General features: G+C 68.4%; 17 protein-coding genes, 4 tRNA genes and 1 riboswitch. Of the genes, 14 read left to right on the forward strand and 7 right to left on the reverse strand.

Annotated features, from left to right (window positions below; translation table 11 throughout):
- Positions 1-224: 224 nt before the first annotated feature.
- The 5 genes from ACGFJ2_RS03725 (at position 225) to ACGFJ2_RS03745 (ending at position 6,022) form a co-directional block, all read left to right on the forward strand.
- A complete protein-coding gene (locus tag ACGFJ2_RS03725) occupies positions 225-848 on the forward strand; it encodes a helix-turn-helix domain-containing protein (RefSeq protein WP_357951317.1) in 624 nt (207 codons plus the stop codon).
- Entirely contained in the window at positions 848-2,584 is a 1,737-nt protein-coding gene (locus tag ACGFJ2_RS03730) for an ABC transporter ATP-binding protein (protein WP_357951318.1), read from the forward strand. The genes ACGFJ2_RS03725 and ACGFJ2_RS03730 overlap by 1 nt, the downstream gene beginning before the upstream one ends.
- 76 nt (positions 2,585-2,660) lie before the next feature.
- Positions 2,661-4,613: an ABC transporter ATP-binding protein gene (locus ACGFJ2_RS03735; RefSeq protein WP_357951320.1), complete on the forward strand. Its 1,953-nt coding sequence runs from the start codon at positions 2,661-2,663 to the stop codon at positions 4,611-4,613.
- 100 nt (positions 4,614-4,713) lie between these two features.
- On the forward strand, positions 4,714-5,586 hold the full coding sequence (locus ACGFJ2_RS03740; RefSeq protein ID WP_357951322.1) for an LLM class F420-dependent oxidoreductase: 873 nt from the start codon (positions 4,714-4,716) through the stop codon (positions 5,584-5,586).
- An 82-nt stretch (positions 5,587-5,668) separates the two neighbouring features.
- Complete coding sequence (locus tag ACGFJ2_RS03745) at positions 5,669-6,022, forward strand: VOC family protein (protein ID WP_363997887.1); 354 nt, start codon at positions 5,669-5,671, stop codon at positions 6,020-6,022.
- A gap of 346 nt (positions 6,023-6,368) precedes the next feature.
- Here ACGFJ2_RS03745 and ACGFJ2_RS03750 read toward each other — a convergent pair whose 3' ends face one another.
- A complete protein-coding gene (locus ACGFJ2_RS03750; RefSeq protein ID WP_363997884.1) occupies positions 6,369-7,184 on the reverse strand; it encodes a hypothetical protein in 816 nt (271 codons plus the stop codon).
- Positions 7,185-7,305: 121 nt separating this feature from the next.
- Here ACGFJ2_RS03750 and ACGFJ2_RS03755 point away from each other — a divergent pair, with 121 nt between their 5' ends.
- The gene (locus tag ACGFJ2_RS03755; protein WP_393464301.1) at positions 7,306-7,548 is read left to right on the forward strand and encodes a hypothetical protein; all 243 of its coding nucleotides are present in this window, start codon (positions 7,306-7,308) and stop codon (positions 7,546-7,548) included.
- A 191-nt stretch (positions 7,549-7,739) separates the two neighbouring features.
- On the opposite strand, the gene ACGFJ2_RS03760 is transcribed toward ACGFJ2_RS03755, so the two are convergent.
- The 6 genes from ACGFJ2_RS03760 to ACGFJ2_RS03785 all read right to left on the reverse strand — a co-directional run bounded on the left by ACGFJ2_RS03760 (position 7,740) and on the right by ACGFJ2_RS03785 (position 11,488).
- Positions 7,740-7,814, reverse strand: a tRNA-Val gene (locus ACGFJ2_RS03760).
- Positions 7,815-7,836: 22 nt separating this feature from the next.
- A tRNA-Gly gene (locus ACGFJ2_RS03765) sits at positions 7,837-7,908 on the reverse strand.
- A gap of 54 nt (positions 7,909-7,962) precedes the next feature.
- Positions 7,963-8,033: transfer RNA gene (locus tag ACGFJ2_RS03770), tRNA-Cys, on the reverse strand.
- 16 nt (positions 8,034-8,049) lie between these two features.
- A tRNA-Gly gene (locus ACGFJ2_RS03775) sits at positions 8,050-8,121 on the reverse strand.
- 152 nt (positions 8,122-8,273) lie between these two features.
- Entirely contained in the window at positions 8,274-10,799 is a 2,526-nt protein-coding gene (locus ACGFJ2_RS03780) for an N-acetylmuramoyl-L-alanine amidase (protein WP_393464304.1), read from the reverse strand.
- Between the two features lie 74 nt (positions 10,800-10,873).
- Positions 10,874-11,488 (reverse strand): TetR/AcrR family transcriptional regulator, encoded by a 615-nt coding sequence (locus ACGFJ2_RS03785; protein WP_393464307.1) that lies wholly within the window; start codon positions 11,486-11,488, stop codon positions 10,874-10,876.
- 57 nt (positions 11,489-11,545) lie between these two features.
- On the opposite strand from ACGFJ2_RS03785, the gene ACGFJ2_RS03790 reads away from it, so the two are divergent.
- From ACGFJ2_RS03790 to ACGFJ2_RS03825, 8 genes are all read left to right on the forward strand, one after another.
- Complete coding sequence (locus ACGFJ2_RS03790) at positions 11,546-12,352, forward strand: ATP-binding cassette domain-containing protein (protein WP_393464310.1); 807 nt, start codon at positions 11,546-11,548, stop codon at positions 12,350-12,352.
- A complete protein-coding gene (locus tag ACGFJ2_RS03795; RefSeq protein ID WP_393464313.1) occupies positions 12,342-13,082 on the forward strand; it encodes an ABC transporter permease in 741 nt (246 codons plus the stop codon). The genes ACGFJ2_RS03790 and ACGFJ2_RS03795 overlap by 11 nt, the downstream gene beginning before the upstream one ends.
- Positions 13,083-13,150: 68 nt before the next feature.
- Complete coding sequence (locus ACGFJ2_RS03800) at positions 13,151-13,426, forward strand: hypothetical protein (protein WP_225289808.1); 276 nt, start codon at positions 13,151-13,153, stop codon at positions 13,424-13,426.
- A gap of 48 nt (positions 13,427-13,474) precedes the next feature.
- Positions 13,475-15,295, forward strand: a complete 1,821-nt coding sequence (glmS, locus tag ACGFJ2_RS03805; protein ID WP_357951331.1) for a glutamine--fructose-6-phosphate transaminase (isomerizing) — start codon at positions 13,475-13,477, stop codon at positions 15,293-15,295.
- A 73-nt stretch (positions 15,296-15,368) separates the two neighbouring features.
- The gene (locus tag ACGFJ2_RS03810) at positions 15,369-16,136 is read left to right on the forward strand and encodes an SAM-dependent methyltransferase (RefSeq protein WP_357951332.1); all 768 of its coding nucleotides are present in this window, start codon (positions 15,369-15,371) and stop codon (positions 16,134-16,136) included.
- Positions 16,137-16,241: 105 nt separating this feature from the next.
- Positions 16,242-17,207: a tripartite tricarboxylate transporter substrate-binding protein gene (locus ACGFJ2_RS03815; protein WP_358182923.1), complete on the forward strand. Its 966-nt coding sequence runs from the start codon at positions 16,242-16,244 to the stop codon at positions 17,205-17,207.
- A gap of 4 nt (positions 17,208-17,211) precedes the next feature.
- Positions 17,212-17,406, forward strand: a riboswitch (cobalamin riboswitch).
- A gap of 126 nt (positions 17,407-17,532) precedes the next feature.
- The gene (locus ACGFJ2_RS03820; protein ID WP_393464318.1) at positions 17,533-19,761 is read left to right on the forward strand and encodes a ribonucleoside-diphosphate reductase subunit alpha; all 2,229 of its coding nucleotides are present in this window, start codon (positions 17,533-17,535) and stop codon (positions 19,759-19,761) included.
- A gap of 26 nt (positions 19,762-19,787) precedes the next feature.
- A complete protein-coding gene (locus tag ACGFJ2_RS03825) occupies positions 19,788-20,783 on the forward strand; it encodes a ribonucleotide-diphosphate reductase subunit beta (protein ID WP_357951338.1) in 996 nt (331 codons plus the stop codon).
- Positions 20,784-20,791 lie beyond the last annotated feature (8 nt).

The following is a 20,791-nucleotide window of genomic DNA, read 5'->3' on the forward strand; positions in this document are numbered from 1 at the left end:
CTCATCCACGACGGACCGTCTTCTTCCGCTCCCGGGAGGAGGATCCCGCCATCGGGCCCAGCCGCGACGGACCGTTTTCTTCTCTCCCCCGCAGGGGGTCCCTCCAGAAGGACCCCAGCCACCACGGACCGTCACTCGGGCTGAGACGGAAGCGTGACGCCGCACCAAGGGTTTGGCGGAAAACCATTTGAACGAGTGAGTACTCGCTCATTAGGATCGTCCGCATGACGAAGAGGCGCAGGGTGCCGGCCATGGCGCCAGAAGAGCGTCGGGCCACACTCATCGCCGCCACGCTGCCCCTGCTGCGCGAGTACGGCACCGCGGTGAGCACTCGCCAGATCGCCGAGGCCGCCGGCGTGGCCGAGGGGACGATCTTCGGGGTCTTCCCCGACAAGGCCTCGCTGGTGCGGGCGGCGCTGATGAGCGCGTTCGACCCGAAATCGGCGGTGGCCGCACTGACCGGCATCGGCACGACGACCGAACTGCGCGCGCGGCTGCGCGAGGCGGTCACGATGCTGCGGGCGGGAATGAACGCCAACGCCAACCTCATCTCCAGCCCCAAGGAGCTGATGGTCGACGACGTCGAGTTCCGCGAGCGGATGATGGACAGCCGGCGTCAGATACTGGCCGCGCTCGCCGCTCTGCTCGAGCCCGACCGCGACCGGCTGCGCCGCTCTCCCGAGGCCACGGCACAGCTGCTCCTGATGTTGATCGCGGTGAGTGTGCATCGCGGTTTCGGCCAGGGCGGCGAGTTCGGCGACATGGACGACGCGGAGATCGTCTCCGTTCTGCTCGACGGGCTGCTCCTGCGGCCTTCCCCCACTCCTTCGACAGAAAGCACTTCTTGATGCTGCTCCGTCTCTTGCGGGCACAGCTCAGGCCGTACGGGAAAGAGATCACGCTCGTCGTCCTCTTCCAGTTCGTGCAGACACTGGCCACGCTCTATCTCCCCACCCTCAACGCCGACATCATCGACAACGGCGTCGTCAAGGGTGACACCGGATACATCGCGCGCGTCGGGCTGGTGATGCTCGGGGTGACGCTCATCCAGATCATCTGCTCGGTCGTGGCCGTCTACTACGGCGCCCAGACCTCGATGGCCCTGGGCCGGGACTTACGAGCCGCGATCTTCCACCGGGTCCAGGACTTCTCCGCCCAGGAGGTCAACCGGTTCGGCCCGCCGTCCCTGATCACCCGGACCACCAACGACGTGCAGCAGATCCAGCTGCTCGTGCTGATGACGTTCACGATGATGGTGGCCGCGCCGATCATGTGCGTCGGCGGGATCGTGCTGGCGCTGCGCCACGACGTGGCGCTGTCGTCGCTGCTGCTCATTGTGCTGCCCGTGCTGCTCGTCATCGTGGGCCTGATCGTGATGCGCATGCGTCCGCTCTTCCGCACGATGCAGGAGCGCATCGACCGGATCAACCAGGTGCTGCGCGAGCAGATCGCCGGCATCCGGGTCATCAGGGCCTTCGTCCGCGACCGGCACGAGCGTGAGCGTTTCGCGGTGGCCAACGACCAGCTGACCGACGTGTCGCTGCGGGTCGGGCGGCTGATGGCGCTGATGTTCCCCACGGTCATGCTGGTGGTGAACGTGTCGAGCGTCGCCGTGGTGTGGTTCGGCGGCCATCGCATCGCCGACGGGAGCATGCAGGTGGGCGCGCTGACCGCGGTCATCTCCTACCTGATGCAGATCCTCATGTCGGTGATGATGGCGATGTTCATGTTCATGATGATCCCTCGGGCCGAGGTCTGCGCCGAGCGCATCGAGGAGGTCCTCGACACCGAGCCGACCGTCCACCCGCCGGCGACCCCCGTCGCCCCGGAGAGCCATCTCGGTGAGCTGGAGCTGCGGTCGGTGGACTTCCGCTATCCGGGCGCCGACGAGCCGGTGCTGTGCGACGTGAGCTTCGCGGCGCGGCCGGGCCGTACCACCGCGATCATCGGCAGTACGGGCAGCGGCAAGACGACGCTGCTCAACCTCATCCCGCGCCTGTTCGACGCGACCGCCGGCGAGGTGCTGGTCGACGGCGTCAGCGTACGAGACCTCGATCCGGCCGTGCTCTCCCGGGCGGTCGGCCTGGTCCCGCAGTCGCCGTACCTCTTCTCCGGCACGATCGCCTCCAACCTGCGCTACGGCAGGCCGGACGCGACCGACGAGGAGCTGTGGCGGGCCCTCGACGTGGCGCAGGCCCGCGAGTTCGTCGAGGCGATGCCCGAGGGCCTGGACGAGCCGATCGCCCAGGGCGGCACGAACGTCTCCGGCGGCCAGCGCCAACGCCTGGCCATCGCCAGGACGCTGGTGCACCGGCCCGAGATCTACCTGTTCGACGACTCCTTCTCCGCCCTCGACTACGCCACCGACGCCCGGCTGCGCGCCGCGCTGGCCGAGGAGATCACCGACGCCACGATCGTCATCGTGGCCCAGCGAGTCAACACGATCCGCGACGCCGACCGCATCCTCGTGCTCGACGACGGCCGCGTGGTCGGCAGCGGCGACCACGCCGAGCTCATGGAGACCTGCCCGACCTATCGGGAGATCGTGCTGTCTCAGCTCACCGAACAGGAGGCCGCGGCATGACCGAACCCGAACTCATCGACCTGCACAGCACCTTGATCATGCGACCGAGCGTTATGCGATCAAGGAAGGAGGGTTCATGACCACCCCGACGCCCGCGCGCCGCCCCGCGCCCGCTTTCGGGCCGGGCCGGATGATGTCCGGGCCGGCCGAGAAGGCGCACGACTTCGGCGGTTCGTTCCGCCGCCTGCTGCGGCTGCTGCATCCCGAGCGCGCGATGCTGGCGGTCATCCTGGCTTTAGGTACGGCCAGCGTCGCGCTGACCGTGACGGGTCCCAAGATCCTCGGCCAAGCCACGGACCTGATCTTCTCGGGCATCATCGGCGCCCAATTGCCCGCCGGGATCACCAAGGAGCAGGCCGTGGCGGGGCTGCGCGCCAGGGGGCAGGGCACGTTCGCCGACATGGTGTCGGCGATGAGCGTGGTGCCCGGCCAGGGCATCGACTTCACCGCGCTGGCCCAGGTACTGGGCTGGGTGCTGGCGCTCTACCTGGTGGCGGCGCTGCTCGGGATCGTACAGTTCCGGCTGACCACGATCGTCGTGCAGCGGGCGGCGTCCCGGCTGCGCGAGCGGATCGAGGCCAAGCTGGCGCGGCTGCCGCTGAGCTACTTCGACGGCCAGCCGCGCGGCGAGATCCTCAGCCGCGCCACCAACGACACCGACAACATCGCGCAGACGCTGCAGCAGACGATGAGCCAGCTCATCTCGTCGGTGCTGACGGTCGTGGGCGTGCTGGTGATGATGTTCTGGATCTCGCCGATCCTGGCGATCATCGCGCTGGTCACGGTGCCGCTGTCGGTCTACGTCACCACGGTCATCGGAAAGCGGTCGCAGCCGCAGTTCATCAAGCAGTGGTCCTCGACGGGCAAGCTCAACGGCCACATCGAGGAGATGTTCGGGGGGCACACGCTGGTCAAGGTGTTCGGCAGGCAGAAGGAGGTCGCCGAGGCCTTCGACGAGCACAACCAGGCCCTGTTCAACTCCAGCTTCCGGGCCCAGTTCATCTCCGGGCTCATCCAGCCGGCGATGATGTTCATCGGCAACCTCAACTACGTGCTGGTCGCCGTGGTGGGCGGGTTCAACGTGGCCTCGGGTTCGATCTCGCTGGGCAACGTGCAGGCCTTCATCCAATACTCCAGGCAGTTCAGCCAGCCGCTGACCCAGGTGGCCGGCATGGCGACCCTGGTGCAATCGGGTGTCGCCTCGGCCGAACGGGTCTTCGAGCTGCTGGAGGCCCCGGAGCAGTCCGCGGAGCCCGCCAAGCCCGCGCGCCCCGAACAGGTCAGGGGCCGTGTGGCGTTCGAGAACGTGTCCTTCCGCTACGATCCGGACCGGCCGCTGATCGAGAACCTGTCGCTTACCGTCGAACCCGGCCAGACCGTGGCCATCGTCGGCCCCACGGGAGCGGGCAAGACGACGCTGGTCAACCTCATCATGCGCTTCTACGAGGTGACCGGCGGTCGTATCACGCTCGACGGCGTCGACATCGCGGAGATGTCCAGGGAAGAGCTGCGCGCCAACATGGGCATGGTGCTGCAGGACACCTGGCTGTTCGGCGGCACGATCGCGGAGAACATCGGCTACGGGGCGGAGGGCGCCACGCGCGAACAGATCGAGGCCGCCGCGGAGGCCGCCCACGTCGACCGCATCGCGCACACGCTGCCCGACGGCTACGACACGGTGATCGACGAGGAGGGCGCGACGGTCAGCGCGGGCGAGACGCAGCTGATCACGATCGCCCGCGCGTTCCTGTCCGAGCCGGCGATCCTGATCCTGGACGAGGCCACCAGCTCGGTCGACACCCGGACCGAGGTGCTCATCCAGCGGGCGATGAGCTCGCTGCGCGAGGGGCGTACCAGCTTCGTGATCGCGCACCGGCTGTCCACGATCCGCGACGCCAGCCTGATCCTGGTCATGGAGAACGGGCGGATCGTCGAACAGGGCACGCACGAGTCGCTGCTGGCCGCGGACGGCGCCTACGCCCGCCTGTACTCGGCCCAGTTCGGCCGGGCGGTCGCGGAGGTGGACTAGCCATCCTTTTGGGGACCGGCGACTCCTGTGTCGTATTTGGATGATCGACACCGGTACACGATGATGGTCAGGAGTCGCCGGATCTTGACGGGAGCCACGCATGCGGATCGGTGTCGTCTTTCCTCAGACCGAGCTCGGTGCCGACGTGGGCGCCGTACGGGCCTACGGACAGCGGGTCGAGGAACTCGGGTTCCGGCATGTGCTGGCCTATGACCACGTCGTAGGCGCCGATCCGGCGGTCCACCAGGGCTGGGACGGCCCCTACGACGTGCGGACCACCTTCCACGAGCCGATGGTCCTGTTCGGCTACCTCGCCGCGCTGACCTCGCTGGAGCTCGTCACGGGCATCATCATCCTGCCCCAGCGGCAGACGGCCCTGGTGGCCAAGCAGGCCGCGGAGGTCGACCTGCTCACCGCCGGCCGGTTCCGGCTGGGCGTGGGACTGGGCTGGAACCAGGTGGAGTACGAAGCCCTCGGCCAGGACTTCAGCACCCGAGGCAAGCGCATCGACGAGCAGGTCGCGTTGCTGCGCCGGTTGTGGACCGAGCCGTCGCTCACGTTCGAGGGCACCTTCGACCGGGTGACCGGCGCGGGGCTGGCGCCCCTGCCCGTGCAGCGGCCGATCCCCGTCTGGTTCGGCGCGCAGTCACCCCCGGCGTACCGCCGCGCCGGACGCCTGGCCGACGGGTGGTTCCCGCAGATGTCCCCGGGGCCGAAGCTCGACGAGGCCAAGGCCATGGTCGCGGAGGCCGCCACACAGGCGGGCCGCGACCCCGCCACGCTCGGCATGGAAGGCCGGGTCAGCTGGACGGGCGACGCCGAGGAGCTACGCGAGGCGGCCCGGCAGTGGCAGGAGTCCGGAGCCACTCATGTCGCCATCAACACCATGCGGGCGGGACTCCGCTCGGTCGACGAGCACCTCGCCGCACTGGAGACAGCCGCTGACGCACTCGAGGTCCGGAAGGCCGACTAGAGCTCGGTAGAGCAGTTCGTCGCCACCGCTGGGTATCGGTGGTCGTAGCGCTTCGTCAGGTTAGGAGTGCGCCGGCGATCACGTGGGCCATGGCTTGTACGCCGCCGAACTGGAGCCCGAGAGCGCGTTCTGGCACCGGCTGCTGGGCGGCTCGATCGCCAAGACCGCAACTCACCACTTCCTGCGGGCCGACGGGTTCCCTATGTTCGTCATCCAACGGGCTCAGGGGCATGTCCCCCCGACGTGGCCACAGGGCAACTCGCAGCAGATACACGTCGATCTGACGACGGACGACCTCGTAACCACCGACAGGCTGGCGCTCGAGGCGGGTGCGCGCCGACTGCTGCCCACGGACGACGTCGACCCCGCATCCGAGAAAGGCGGCAGAGTCTACGCCAGCCCGGCCGGACACCCCTTTTGCCTACGGTCGGCCTGAGCTGCCGGTGACCCCCGAGCCGGTGCGGGAGCGGACTTGTCTCCGGCGCGCCCGCGGGCTGGCCGCTATGAAGAGCCTCGTCCTGATGCTCATGGGGCAGAACGAGATCGGGGCCTTCCCGGCGGCAAGCCGCACTGGGGACCCGCAGGCCGGGCGGCACTGGATCGTGTTCTGAAGGGCGTTTGACGCACACTTCTTGAACTTGTTCTCGATCTTGGTTGACGGCCACGCGGCAGCCCACCTTCGCGAGTTTATCGATCACCACGCGTGGTGCGGATGCCAAGGCCCACGGCCGCATGCCGCCCGTGGCCCCTGAACTACGGGCTTCTGCTGGGCCCGCGCCACGTCAGCGAGGCCGTTGGCCGGCTGAGGGCTGCTCGACGCTTGGTCCGCCCGTGTGCGGCATCTGGACGTAGCCTTCGGCAGGCACGGGAAGCGCCTCGACGCATGTCGTCGAGCAGGCGTTGACCAGCAAGGGCAGAATGTCAGCGCCCGACGTCCATAGGGAGATCCAGACCTGGCGGAGGTTCACGCCTTCGATGTGCTGATCGCAAACGCTGCACGTACGGATCGCGGCGGCACCCCACACACCGGGGTCTAGGTCTTCGAGGCCAACGCCTTGGGTGCTGGCCGCTGCGGCTGACAACAGCGGAAAGGGCGGCCGCCGCTTGTAGTTGCCGTAGAGGGCGCGGGTGCTCACCGTGCTGCGCTGTAGGTTGGGGCACCGGGTGATCTCGTACGGGAACCAGTGCAGGCGGTAGGAGGTGTACGGGGTGAACTCCTCGAGGCTTCGCATAGCGCCGATCTCAGGCGGGATACGCACCAAATTGCTGCCGTAGAGCACGAGGTGCTTCACCGAGGTGAGTTCGGCGATGGTCGGCGGGAGCGTGACGACCTGGCGCCGCTGTTCCGCGGTGAGTTCGACCAGCGGCTTGAAGACCTCCCGTCTGTCGGCTGCTGCCTCTTCAATCAGTTCGAGAAGGCGGATCCATCCGGGCGCCGTGGTGTCCTGGTGTTCTCGGTGGAAGCGGGTCGTTCGCTGCGGCTTGGTGCTGGTCTGCTCGATGCACCCGCAGAGATCACGAGGCGAACCCTGGCCGCCGGAACCAACGGCGTCAGCCCAGCGATTCGAGAACACCTGCGGCGTCAACTCCTCATTCATCCGCTCACAGTAATGTCACCGCAGGCGAGTTGTATGTGCGATTTCAGTGCTCAATGATCTTTGCTCCTGGCGATCGGCATGCCGAGACCGCTGGCATCCACGGACATGAACCCGACGCAAGGTGTCCACCAGTTCCACGCAGTCGCCGACGGTGATGTCCGCGACCGGCGGTGTCGTGCTGGGCATCGTGGGAATCGCGGCCGCGCTGATCTGGCTGGCGGCTTTCGGGATGATGCCGCCGGGAATCGCCGAACGTGTCGCCGTGTACGCCTTCATGCGGTGGCAGCTCGGCTTCGGCGGTTTATCTTCTGCACGTCACCCAGCCACTGCTGCTCCGGCGATCCCCGGCGACCGGAGCAGATAGCGGCCAGTCCGAACCATCAGGGGGTCGGCGTCGATACCTGTGATCGAGTCTCACGCGTGGCCGACGGCACCCCGTCGCCGCCGGTGCTGATAGCAGCCATGGTCGCCCCGGAACGACAAGAAGCCCAAGATCCCGGCATGTGCCGTGATCTAGGGCTTTAACTCAAGTCGGGCCTGATCTGTTATGGAGCCTGGTGGACGATACTGGGATTGAACCAGTGACCTCTTCCGTGTCAGGGAAGCGCTCTCCCGCTGAGCTAATCGTCCTTATCGAGTTACTTGAACTCCGAGCGGAAGACGGGATTCGAACCCGCGACCCTCACCTTGGCAAGGTGATGCTCTACCACTGAGCCACTTCCGCGTGGTGCCACACTTAACTTTAGCGGACCCGGGAGGGTCCGCTGTCCAGCGACCGAGGTGGAGACGGGATTTGAACCCGTGTAGACGGCTTTGCAGGCCGCTGCCTCGCCTCTCGGCCACTCCACCAGGAGATTGAACTCCGAGCGGAAGACGGGATTCGAACCCGCGACCCTCACCTTGGCAAGGTGATGCTCTACCACTGAGCCACTTCCGCGTGTTTCCGGCGACGTACCGGCCACGGGAAAACCATATCGCCTTCGGGGAGTGCCCGTGTGCGGTGAGCGGGTGTGGGGGCGAGATTCAGCGGGTCACGTGACGGGTGGGGTTTGGTGGGTGAGGTCTGGTGGGTTATGTGGTGGGTGGAGGTCAGCGAGTTGCATGGGCGGGTGAGGGTCGGTGGGCTACGCGGGCGGGCGGGGGTCGGTGGGTCACGTGGATGGGTGGGGTTCGGTGGGTCACACGGACGTCCTTGGCCATGACGAACATGACGCGGTGGCCGAACTGGATCTGGTGGTAGCGGTCCTTGCCCGTGACGGTGACGTGGTTGGCCGGGTTGAAGGAGTTCGTCGCGTGGTACGAGCCGGGCAGCGTGAGGCCGAGCGAGTAGTACTGGCCGGGGTGCATGACGTAGTCGAGCGGGGTCGAGGGCTGGTAGGCGACGGTGCTGCGGTAGGCGGATTTTTCGGGGTATGCGCGGCCGTACACCCTGACGTGTTTCGTGCGGGGGGTGACGAGCGGGCCTCGCGCCGGGATGGCGGTGGGGGCGGTGGCGGGGTTGTAGAACCAGGCCTTGCTGCCCAGATACCAGATGGCCGTCCAGGCGCCCTTCCGGGCCGCCACCGCGTATCGCTGGCCGGTCGAGGCGCGGGCGCTGTGGTCGTAGACGCTGTACGTGCTGGGCTTGCCGACGCGTTTGCCGATGTCGTCCACGAGGGGGGCGTCCTCGCGCGGTTCTGTTCGCAGAAAGACCGCTGAGGCGCCGTGCGGGGGACAGGGGCCGGTGGCTTTGGCGGTTTTGGCGGATTTAGCGGGCTTGGCGGACTTGGCAGCAGGTTCGGTGGGGTTGACAGACTTGGTGGGAGTGGCGGGCTCTGCCGGCTCGGTGTCCTCGGTGGTTCCGGTGGAGTTGGTGGGCTTGGCGGTGCAGCCGGTGAAATGCGGTTGGTTGGTTTCGTAGGCGGGGCGGATGATGATCGATGTGCCCTTCTTGGCCTTTTTGAATGGGCTGCCCATCAGGTCGAAATAGTGTGCCCAGTCCCAGTACGGTCCCGGGTCCTCGTGCATGGACGGGAGCGTTTCGGGGCTCGGGCCAGGGACGTTGTCGTGGCCGAGGATGTGGGCGCGGTCGAGGGGGATGTGGTGTTTGGCGGCCAGATATTTCACCAGTTTGGCTGACGAACGGTACATCGCCTCCGTGTACCAGGTGCCGCCGCTGGCCAGGTAGCCCTCGTGTTCGATGCCGATGGAGCGGGAGTTGATATCCCAGTTGCCCGCATGCCAGGCGATGTCCTTTGTACGTACGTGCTGGGCGACATGTCCGTCGCTGGAGCGGATCGTGTAGTGCCAGCTCACGTATTCCGGGTCGTTCACCATCGACGGGACGCCTCCGTAGGTGCCCTCGGTGTCGTGGATCACGATGTAGTCGATGCGTCTCGGCCCGTTCAGGGTGTCGTGGTTGCCGTAGTCGCCCTTGCCGGTGCGTTTGTAGGCGGCGGGCATCCACTCGCAGGCCAGTGAGGCGGGGCATTCGACGTTCGCCGTGTTCGGGGCTGGGAGTGCCGGATGGCTCGTGTTCGTTCCAGGTGCCGGCGGCTGGTCTCCTGGGGTCGCAGGTTGCGCCTGGTCGGCGACAGGTTGTGCCACGTTGGGCTGGGGTTGTGCCACGTCAGTCGTGGCCGGGGTCAGGGCCGGGGCCGGGAGCGGGATTGGGAATGGAGGTGGGTAGTGGGCGTCGGTGATTTCGGATGACGCCGAGGAGCCTCCAGTGGTCTTCGGTGAGGTTGAGGGGTGTCCTCCCGGCACACGTGCTGCTGCCACATGGGTTGCGCTGGGGCCGAGCGGGGTGAGACCCGATAGAGCGCTGAGGCGGGCCGCTGGGCGAAGGGGGGCTGCTGGGGTGAGTCGGGTTGCTGGGCCGAGGCGGGCTGGTGGGTGGAAGTGAGCGGCTGGGTGGAGATGAGTGGCTGGGCTGGGGCGGGTTGATGGGTGGTGCTTGGCCGCTGGGTGGAGGTCGGTTGCTGGGTGGAGGCGAGCAGTTGAGGTGAGGCGGCCCGGTGGGTGGAGATGGGTCGGTGGGCGGAGGGTGGGGATGGCTGCCAGCCGTACCGGCTGGCCGTCGTCTGTGCGGCGGGTGGCTCCGGCGCGGATCACCGCGAACATCTCGTCGGCGAAGGCGCGGGCCGCGTTCGGGTCGTGCGCGCCCGAGTAGCGGGCGACCGCGTCGTACCAGTCGGCGGGGTTCGCGCTGGGGCGTCGCTGGTAGGACGCGAGCAGGGCGGCACCGCCGCGGATGTTGGCGGCGGGATCGGCGCGCAGTCGCGCGGGCGCCAGCCCGGTGAGGCGCCCCGCGAGCCGCAGCGTCGCTTCCCGCGCGGACACCCCGTCATGCGCGCCTCCAGGTACGCCCGGCGCGTCCACGAGGTGCATGGGGCCGTAGCCGCCGGCCACGCTGGGTGCTCCGCTGTTCGCGTTCCACCTGGACTCCAGGTACGACACACCCAGCAGCACGCTCTCCGGCACCCCGAACTCCCGCGCCGCCGCCGCGAAATCGCCCTGGCGGCTCGCGTCAACCCGATGCCCCACGCCGCCCATGTCCGGCAGGTCCGGTAGTTCGGGCAATCCGGGCATGGCGACGGTGGACGCGGTGAGACCGACGACGACCCACAGCAACAAGAGGACCTCCACACGGCGGAACAGAAAGCGACGGTGAAAACACCGAGCGTAACCATGTCGCCGAAAGAGATGGGTCAGGCGGGGCGGATGACGCGGACGAGGTCTGCGAGGTCGGCGGCGAATTCCGCGTCCAGGTCGGCCGGCGCGTCGAGGTAGGGCATCAGTCGCTGATGGGCAGGGAAGTCGCCTCGGGCCCGGCGCGACCGGACGTCGTGACTGGCCGCCGAGAAGCGCCCGTTCGCCTCGGACGTCGCGAAGCCGAGCACGAACGTGCTGACCATGCGCTCGATCCGCGGCACCTCTGCGTCGGGCACCCCCGCGTCGATCAGTGCCTGGTAGATCCAGTCCACCACCCGCACCGCGTCGGGCGTGACCGAGGGCCGGGCGAACAGCAGCGGGAAGACGCTGGGATGCTCCCGGGCCAGCCTCCTGGTGGCCCACGCAAACGCGCTCAGCCGCTGGTCCCACGACTCGCCGGGCGGGCCTGTCGGGAGGGACGTCAGCAGTCGCCCGACGAGTCCGTCCAGCAGCTCATCCTTGTTGCGGAAATATCCGTACAGGGCCATGGGCGTCAGGCCGATGCGTTCGGCGACCGCTCGCATGGTCAGGGCGTCGAGTCCGCGTTCGTCGGCGATGGCGAGGGCGGCGTCCAGGATCTCCGGTTGCCGCTCGGTCTTGAGTTTCCGCACCGCCTCAGTCTACGGTGTAGAGCAGTCTACAAGGTAGACCGGGGAGGAGCGGGAGACATGCTCAAGGCGACGGGACTGGTCAAGAGCTTCAATGGGGTGGCCGCGCTGGACGGCTTCTGCCTGGAGGTGGCGCCGGGAGAGATCGCGGGGCTGGTCGGGCACAACGGCGCCGGCAAGACGACCTTCTTCGAGATCGCCTCGGGCCTCATCACTCCCGAGTCGGGAAATGTGGTGATCGACGGCCAAATGGGTGTCGCGCCACAGCAGCTCGCGCTCTACCCGAGTGTCACCGTCCGCGAGACTCTGCGTTTCTTCGGCGGCCTCGCGGGGCTGCGCCGCCAGGCGCTCAAGCAGGCCATCGACCGGATCGCCGAGGAGATGCTGCTGACGAACGAGCTGGACCGGCGGGTGAGCGTCCTGTCCGGCGGTCAGCAGCGCCGTACCCAGGCCGCCACCGCGCTGGTCGCCGACCCCGCCGTTCTGCTGCTCGACGAGCCGACTGTGGGCGCCGACCCCGAGACGCGGGCCGCCCTTCTCGCGGCCGTCCGCAGCCGGGCCGAGAACGGCGCCACGGTCGTGTACGCCACCCACTACCTGCCCGAACTGACCGAGTTGGCCGCCACGATCGCGGTCGCGAAGGGCGGCAGGGTGATCGCCAGAGGCACCGGCGAGGAGCTGCTCAAGGGCCTGCCGGGTGAGGTGCGGGTGGTTCTCGACGACGACGAGGAGCTGGCCGTCACCACGGCCGACCCGACGGCCACGCTCGCCGAGCTGCTGCGCGGCCTCGACCGGCCGGTACGCGGCATCGACATCCGCCAGCCGTCGCTCGACGACCTCTACAAGGAGTTGTCCCATGTCGCGTGACTCGCTCCATCGCATCGCGGTGCTGGTCGGGCACAACGTGCTGCTGCGCAGGCGCGACCCCGCTCACCTGGTCAGCTACCTGGTGATGCCGATGGTGCTCATGCTGGTCTTCAAGTCCATGATCGGCCAGCCCGCGCAGGTGGTGACCGGGCTGCTGGTGATGTTCTCGGTGCTGTCGATGGCCGACGTGGCGACCGCCGTGCTGACCGAGCGCGTCTGGCACACCTGGGATCGGATCAGGGCGACTCGGGCGCGCATGCCTGAGCTGATCATCGGCAAGACCCTGCCGGTCTTCGCCATCCTGGCCGTCCAGCAGGTCGTCCTGCTGGTCTATGGGGTCCTCGCGGTGGGCATGCGGCCCACAGGGCCGCTCTGGCCGCTCGGGCTGGCCGTCGCCGCGTGGTGCTTCGCTCTCCTCGGCGTGGGTACGGCGCTCGCCGCGGTGGTGCGCAGCCATGGCGAGCTCAGCACGCTCTGCAACATCGGCGCCCTGTCGGTCAGCGCGCTGGGCGGGGCGCTGGTGCCGTACGCGCTCATGCCGTCATGGGCGCAGGCCATCGCGCCCGCCTCCCCGGGCTACTGGGCGACGACCATGCTGCAGGCCGCCGTGCGCGGCGACGTGGCCGCCACGGTGGGCCCCGCGGCCGTCCTCATCGCCCTCGGCGCGGCGGCCGGAGCCTTCGCCTGCCGTCGTCTCAGTAAGGGATGGGGTCGGTCGGCCGTGCTTTAGCTAATATCCTGCCCGATTTCGGGCAGAATATTAGCGTGTCGCATCCCAGCTGCGTAGTGTCCTCGTCTGTGTCCCTGGCACGGCATCCCTACGAAGACCTCGTCGCCCACCTCGTCAGGACCAGTGGTCTCGGTCCCGGCGAGGCGGCGCGCGTGGTGGCCGACGTGCTGTCGTACTTCTCCGAGCCGGTCGAGGAGTTCGTACGGCGGCGTCACGGGGAGCTGAAGTCTCGCGGTCTGACCAACGACGAGATCTTCCCCAGGGTCGCCGCGGAACTGCGCGGGCGCCGGGTGGCGCCGCCGGAGCTGTCGCTCCGGCAACTGCGCAGGATCGTGTACGGATAAAAGCGGACAAAAGATAGAAAAAGCCCCAAAAGCAGAGGAGAGCGTCGTATGTGCGGAATCGTGGCCTATGTCGGGTCGAAGGATGCGGCGCCCATCCTGCTGGAGGGGCTGCAAAGGCTGGAGTACCGAGGCTATGACTCGGCCGGTGTCGTCGTGTCCAACAAGGGGCTCAAGGTACGCAAGGTCAAAGGCCGGGTCGCCGACCTGGCGAAGGTCGTACCCCCCAGGTTCAAGGGCGCCCTCGGCATCGGTCACACGCGGTGGGCCACGCACGGCGTGCCCAGCGACGTCAACGCGCACCCGCACCTGTCGTCCGACGAGCGGATCGCGGTCGTGCACAACGGCATCATCGAGAACGCCGACGAACTGCGCGCCAAGCTGACCGCCGACGGGGCGGAGTTCGTCTCCGAGACCGACACCGAGGTGCTCGCGCACCTGATCGCCCGTACGGTCGAGGAGACCGACACGCTGGAGGAGGCCGTACGCAAGGCGCTCAAGAGCATCGTCGGCACGTACGGCATCGCGGTCGTCGACAGTGAGCGGCCCGGCGAGGTGGTCGTGGCCCGCAACGGCAGCCCGATCGTGCTCGGCATCGGCGAGAAGGAGATGTTCGCCGCCTCCGACGTGGCCGCCCTGGTCCGCTACACCCGCCAGGTCGTGCACCTGGAGGACGGCGAGCTGGCCGTGCTCAAGGCCGACGGGTTCCACACCTTCGCCAGCGACGCGCGCGAGACCGCCAAGGAGCCGCTGACCGTCGACTGGGACGCCGGGCACTACGACACCGGTGGCTACGAGCACTACCTGCTCAAGGAGATCTCCGAGCAGCCCGACACGGTCTCGCGCACCATGAGCGGCCGCCTCGACGAGCGCTTCCACATCGCGCACCTGGGCGGCCTGAACATGGACGCCCGCGAGACCCGCTCCTTCCGCCGGGTGAAGATCATCGGCTGCGGCTCGGCCTACTACTCCGGCCAGATCGGCGCGCAGCTGATCGAGGAGCTGGCCCGCATCCCGGCCGACGCCGAGCCGGCCAGTGAGTTCCGCTACCGCAACCCGGTCGTCGACCCCGACACGCTCTACGTCGCGATCAGCCAGTCGGGCGAGACCTACGACACGCTCGCGGCCGTACAGGAGCTCAAGCGCAAGGGCGGCCGGGTCATCGGCATCGTCAACGCGGTCGGCAGCGCCATCGCCCGCGAGGTCGACGGCGGTATCTACCTGCACGCCGGGCCCGAGGTCTCGGTCGCCTCGACCAAGGCGTTCACCTCGACGTCGCTGGCGTTCGCGCTGCTCGCGCTGCACTTCGGCCGGGTGCACGACCTCTCGCCCGCCGATGGCCGCCGCGTCTGCGAGGGCCTGCGCAGGCTGCCCGGCCAGATCGAGGAGATCCTGGCGCAGGGTGACAAGATCGCCGAGCTGGCGAAGAAGTACGCGAACTATCCGAGCATGATGTTCGTCGGCCGGGTCCGCGGTTACCCCGTGGCCCGCGAAGGCGCGCAGAAGCTCAAGGAGATCTCGTACGTCCACGCCGAGGCCTATCCGGCCAGCGAGCTCAAGCACGGGCCGCTCGCCCTCATCGGCCCCGAGATGCCGACGGTGGCGATCGTCCCCGACGACGAACTGCTCGACAAGAACCTCACCACCCTCGGCGAGATCCGCGCCCGCGGCGGCAAGGTGCTCATGGTGGGCCACCGCGAACCCGACGCCAAGCTGGCCGACGACGTCATCGTGGTGCCGAAGAACGAGATCGAGCTGGACCCGATCCTGCTCACGATCCCGCTGCAGCTGCTGGCGTACCACGCCGCCGTGGCGCTCGAACGCGATGTGGATAAGCCGCGCAATTTGGCTAAGAGCGTCACAGTCGAGTAACTGCTACGACACGGCGGCCACAATAGGCACATAGCCCGTGATAAGCGGACCGGCAGGACTTAAGATCGAAACTGTGCCCGAGTTTCATGGTCAACCGCCAAATCTCGCACGAATGTACGATTACATGCTCGGCGGCACAGACAACTACGCCGTCGACCGCGAGGCGATCGACCGGCTTGCGGAGCTGCTCCCGCAAGCCGTCCTGCTGGCGCGTGCCAACCGGGCCTTCCTCCAGCGCGCGGTCCGCCACCTGGCGGACGCGGGCGTCCGCCAGTTCCTCGATCTGGGCAGCGGGCTGCCGACCCAGGGCAACGTGCACGAGGTGGCGCCGGAGGCGAAAGTCGTCTACGTCGATCGCGACCCGGTCGTCGCCACCCACGCCAGGGCGCTGCTGGAGGAGGCGGGCCGGGCCGTCTTCGTCCAGGCCGATCTGCTCGACCCCGACGAGGTGCTGGCGCAGGCGTCCCGCTTCCTGGACCTGAACGAGCCGGTGGGCGTGCTGCTGGTCTCGATCCTGCACTTCATCCCGGACGCCCGTGACCCGGGCAAGATGGTGACCAGGCTGCGCGAGGCGGTGGCGCCCGGCAGCTACCTGGTGCTCACCCACGCGACCTCGCGGGGACGGTTCGAGGAGGGCGCCACGCCGCTCCACCGGCCCACCTCGGCCGGGGCGGGTACCGACCGGACTCCGAGGGAGATTCGGGCGTTCTTCGGGGACTTCGAGCTGGTCGAGCCGGGCCTGGTGCACGCCCCCGACTGGCGTCCCGACCGGCCCAGGCTGGTCAGCGAGCCCTCGCTGCCGTCGTACCTGCTCGTCGGTGTGGGCGAGAAAACATCATAGTTCTTCCCGACTTTTCGTGATCCCTGATAATGACAACCCTGATGTGTAACAGTGCGTTAAGTGTCAGTGACCTGGGGTAGTTATGGGGTGCGAGGGGAGGACGCCATGCGCCGACGGGGGTTCTTCGCGCTCGGCCTGGCGGTGGCGGCCTGCGCGACAGGATGTGGCACGGAGGGGAGCCTCGGCGGACGCGCCGTCAACGCGGCCGGCCTCTCGGGCCGGTTCGCGATCGTCCCCGGCGCCGGACGCTGGGCCCGCGTCGCCAAGACGCTCGTCAAAACCGCCCGCGACGCCGGTTTCCCCGTCTCCGGCACGCCGCCCGTCACCCGGATCACCGTCACCGGGCTGCCCGCGCTGGCCGCGACCGAGCTCAACAACGGGCTCTCGTTGCTCGACACCGCCACGCCGCTGGCCCGGCTCACCGGCCAGATCGAGGTGGTGGTGGTGCCCGCACACTCCAAGTTCGCCACCTTCGACCAGTTCGGCGCGCAACTGGTCGCCCACCCCGACCGCACGCCCCTGACGGGCGGCCCGCAGGGCGAGCCCGACCACCTGCTGTTCGGGCTGATCGCCAAGGGCCTCGGCGCCGACACCCGGCAGGTCGACTACACCGGTTTTCCCGGCAGCGAGGAGGCCTCGGCCGCGCTCCTCGGCGGCAAGGCCGCGGCGGCGACCGGCACGCTCGCGGACTGGCGCCGCGCCATCGGCAAGGGCCTGGTCAGGGTGCTCGCCGTCTCCAGCGCGCGCCGGGTGGACGGCATCGAGGCGCCGAGCCTGCTGGAGTGCGGGGTGCGGGTGGACTTCGCCGACTGGTGCGCGGCCGTGGGGCCCGAAGGCATGACCGATGACGGCAAGGCCGTCGCCATCCGGCTCTGCGACGAGGTCACGGGGTCCGACTCGTGGCGGGCGGCCTGCCGGGCGGAGGGATGGACCTCGATCCCGCTCAGCGGCGACGACTTCGAACAGTGGCTGGCCTCGGAGATCGGCAGGACCAGGGCCGTGCTCCGCGATCTGGGCATGCTCGACACCGCTGACACAACATGCTGGGGTAGTTGCGCCAAGGGCCACTAGATGTAGGATTCTGCTCGTCGCTGGTTCGCCCCTCGGGGCGGAGCAAAAGGGAACCCGGTGCGATTCCGGGGCTGCCCCGCAGCGGTGAGCGGGAACGACCGCCGTCACGAGCACTGGAGATCTCCGGGAAGCGACGGCCAGTAGGAATGATCGACCATGCCCGCGAGCCCGAAGACCTGCCGGCGACGTTGGGGGAGCCAGCCGGCTCCGCCCATCGAAGTGTCCATGGCCTCGAGGGAGGGCCGGGGGCGTCGGCGGCCGTGGAGTCCAGGGCCGCCGTGCTCTCACGCGCCCTCACGGGGATGAGCTCGCGAGGAGAGAGCACGTGACGCAGATCATTGAGGCCGATCACCAGCCGGCCACGGCCGATCACCAGCCGGCCACCGTCGATCGGCAGCCGACCACCGTCGACCGGCGGCTGGCGATCGAGGAGGCCGCCGCACGAGTGATCACCGATCCGGCCAACTCCCGGATCGCCGCCCGGCTCCTGGCCGAGGAGATCGCCGACGAGGCGGCCGGGCACGGCGTGCGGACCTTCTCCGAGTCCATCGCCGCCAGCCACGCCGCCGGGCTGATCCAGGACTCGCTCGCCGCCTTCGTCGGCGCGCACGCCGCCGAGCTCGACGCGCTCGTCTCCGGCGAGGCGGACGACCGCTTCGAGTACTTCGGGTTGCGTACGGTCTACGACCGCTACCTGCTGCGGCACCCGGAGTCGCGGACCGTGCTCGAACGGCCGCAGCACTTCCTGCTCCGCGTGGCCTGCGGGCTGTCGGAGACGGTCGCCGAGGCCGCCGAGCTGTACGGCCTCATGTCCACGCTGTCGTACCTGCCGAGCTCGCCGACGCTGTTCAACTCCGGTTCGCGCCGGCCGCAGCTGTCGTCGTGCTTCCTGCTCGACTCGCCGCGCGACGAGCTGGAGTCGATCTACGACCGCTACGGGCAGGTGGCCAGGCTGTCGAAGTACGCCGGGGGCATCGGCATCGCGTGGACCCGGGTGCGCTCGCGCGGATCCCTCATCAAGGGCACCAACGGGCACTCCAACGGCATCGTGCCCTGGCTGCGTACGCTCGACTCCTCCGTCGCCGCCGTCAACCAGGGCGGGCGCCGCAAGGGCGCGGCCTGTGTCTACCTGGAGACCTGGCACGCCGACGTCGAGGAGTTCCTGGAGCTGCGCGACAACACGGGCGAGGACGCCCGGCGTACGCACAACCTCAACCTGGCCAACTGGGTGCCGGACGAGTTCATGCGGCGGGTGGAGGCCGACGAGGTCTGGTCGCTGTTCGACCCCAAGGAGGTCCCCGACCTCACCGACCTGTACGGCGAGGCGTTCACCCGCGCCTACCGCGCCTACGAGGCCGACGGTCGCTACACCCGGCAGCTGCCCGCCCGGACCCTCTACGGCCGGATGATGCGCACCCTCGCCCAGACCGGCAACGGCTGGATGACGTTCAAGGACGCCGCCAACCGCACCTCCAACCAGACGGCCCGGCCCGAGAACGTCATCCACCTGTCCAACCTGTGCACCGAGATCCTCGAGGTCACCAGCGACGGCGAGACGGCGGTGTGCAACCTCGGCTCGATCAACCTCGCCGCCCACCTGACCGGCGAGGGCGTCGACTGGGCCCGGCTGCGCGCGACCGTCCGTACGGCGGTGCGTTTCCTGGACCGGACCATCGACCTGGGCTTCTACCCGACCGCCGAGGCCGAGGCGGCCAACAAGCGCTGGCGGCCGATCGGGCTCGGCGTGATGGGCCTGGCCGACGTCTTCTTCACGCTCCGGCTGCCGTTCGACTCGCCCGAGGCGCTGGGGCTGTCGACCCGCGTCGCCGAGGAGATCGCCCTGGCCGCCTACGACACCTCCGCCGATCTGGCCGTCGAGCGCGGCCGGCATCCGTCGTACGAGGAGACCAGGGCGGCGGGCGGCGTCTTGCACCCCGACCACTACGGCGCCGCCGCGTCGCCGCGCTGGGACGAGGTGCGCGCGAAGATCGCCGCGACCGGGCTGCGTAACTCGCTGATGGTCGCCATCGCCCCGACCGCGACCATCGCCTCCATCGCCGGCTGCTACGAGTGCATCGAGCCGCAGGTGTCCAACGTGTTCAAGCGCGAGACGCTGTCGGGGGAGTTCCTCCAGGTCAACCGCTACCTGGTGGCCGACCTCCAGGCTAGCGGGCTGTGGACGCAGCGGATGCGCGACGACCTCAAGCGGGCGGACGGCTCGGTCCAGGACATCGCGGGCATCCCCGATGACCTCAAGACCTTGTACCGGACGGCCTGGGAGCTGCCGCAGAAGGCGCTCATCGACCTGGCCGCGGCCCGTCAGCCGTACATCGACCAGTCGCAGTCGCTCAACCTGTTCATGGCCAGCCCGACGATCGGCAAGCTGTCGTCGATGTACGCCTATGCCTGGAAGCAGGGCCTGAAGACCACCTACTACCTGCGCTCACGCCCGGCCACCCGGATCGCCCAGACGACGATCGCGCAGACGACGATCGCGCTCGACGCCGTCGCCTGCTCCTTGGAGAACCCGGAAACCTGCGAAGCCTGCCAGTAGTAGACCCCCTCGAACGGAGACCCCCAATGCTGCTCGACCCCGGCATGGACCTGACCCTGCGCCCCATGCGTTACCCGGACTTCTACGAGCGCTATCGCGCCGCGATCCGCAACACCTGGACCGTCGAGGAGGTGGAGCTGCACTCCGACCTCGCCGACCTGGCCAGGATGACGCCGCAGGAGCGCCACCTGATCAACCGGCTGGTCGCCTTCTTCGCCACCGGCGACTCCATCGTGGCCAACAACCTCGTGCTCAACCTTTATCAGCACGTCAACGCCCCCGAAGCGCGCCTGTACCTCAGCAGGCAGCTGTTCGAGGAGGCCGTACACGTGCAGTTCTACCTGACGCTGCTCGACACGTACCTGCCTGACCTGGAGGAACGGGTCAAGGCGTTCGCCGCCGTCGAGCACATTCCGTCCATCAGGGACAAGGCGGAGTTCTGCTTCCGGTGGATCGACTCGATCAACGGCCTGCGGCGGCTGGAGAGCGCGGACGAGCGGCGGCAGTTCCTGCTCAACCTGATCTGCTTCGCCGCCTGCATCGAAGGGCTCTTCTTCTACGGAGCGTTCGCCTACGTATACTGGTTCCGGTCTCGGGGCCTGCTCGGCGGGCTGGCCACCGGCACCAACTGGGTGTTCCGTGACGAGTCCATGCACATGGAGTTCGCCTTCAGCGTCGTCGACACCGTGCGGGCCGAGGAGCCCGAGCTGTTCGACGACAAGCTGGGGGAGCAGGTCACCCGCATGATCGAGGAGGCCGTCGCCGCCGAGTTGGCCTTCGCCCGCGATCTGTGCGGCGACGGCATGCCCGGCATGAGCGTCGAGCAGATGCGCGACTACCTTCAATATGTCGCCGACCAGCGGCTGGCTCGGCTCGGGCTGCCGCAGAGATACGGCACGGCCAATCCGTTCGGGTTCATGGAGCTGCAGGACGTCCAGGAGCTGGCCAACTTCTTCGAACGGCGTGTCTCCGCATACCAAGTGGCTGTTGAGGGCAATGTGACTTTTGACGAGATCTTTTAAGACATAGG

The sequence above is a fragment of the Nonomuraea sp. NPDC049028 genome, assembly GCF_043197735.1.
Taxonomy (GTDB): Bacteria; Actinomycetota; Actinomycetes; order Streptosporangiales; family Streptosporangiaceae; genus Nonomuraea.

Coding starts and splice junctions, on each gene's coding strand:
- ACGFJ2_RS03725 (WP_357951317.1), top strand. CDS start 225: ATGACGAAGAGGCGCAGGGTGCCGGCCATGGCGCCAGAAGAGCGTCGG.
- ACGFJ2_RS03730 (WP_357951318.1), top strand. CDS start 848: ATGCTGCTCCGTCTCTTGCGGGCACAGCTCAGGCCGTACGGGAAAGAG.
- ACGFJ2_RS03735 (WP_357951320.1), top strand. CDS start 2,661: ATGACCACCCCGACGCCCGCGCGCCGCCCCGCGCCCGCTTTCGGGCCG.
- ACGFJ2_RS03740 (WP_357951322.1), top strand. CDS start 4,714: ATGCGGATCGGTGTCGTCTTTCCTCAGACCGAGCTCGGTGCCGACGTG.
- ACGFJ2_RS03750 (WP_363997884.1), bottom strand. CDS start 7,184: ATGAATGAGGAGTTGACGCCGCAGGTGTTCTCGAATCGCTGGGCTGAC.
- ACGFJ2_RS03790 (WP_393464310.1), top strand. CDS start 11,546: ATGCTCAAGGCGACGGGACTGGTCAAGAGCTTCAATGGGGTGGCCGCG.
- ACGFJ2_RS03795 (WP_393464313.1), top strand. CDS start 12,342: ATGTCGCGTGACTCGCTCCATCGCATCGCGGTGCTGGTCGGGCACAAC.
- glmS (WP_357951331.1), top strand. CDS start 13,475: ATGTGCGGAATCGTGGCCTATGTCGGGTCGAAGGATGCGGCGCCCATC.
- ACGFJ2_RS03815 (WP_358182923.1), top strand. CDS start 16,242: ATGCGCCGACGGGGGTTCTTCGCGCTCGGCCTGGCGGTGGCGGCCTGC.
- ACGFJ2_RS03825 (WP_357951338.1), top strand. CDS start 19,788: ATGCTGCTCGACCCCGGCATGGACCTGACCCTGCGCCCCATGCGTTAC.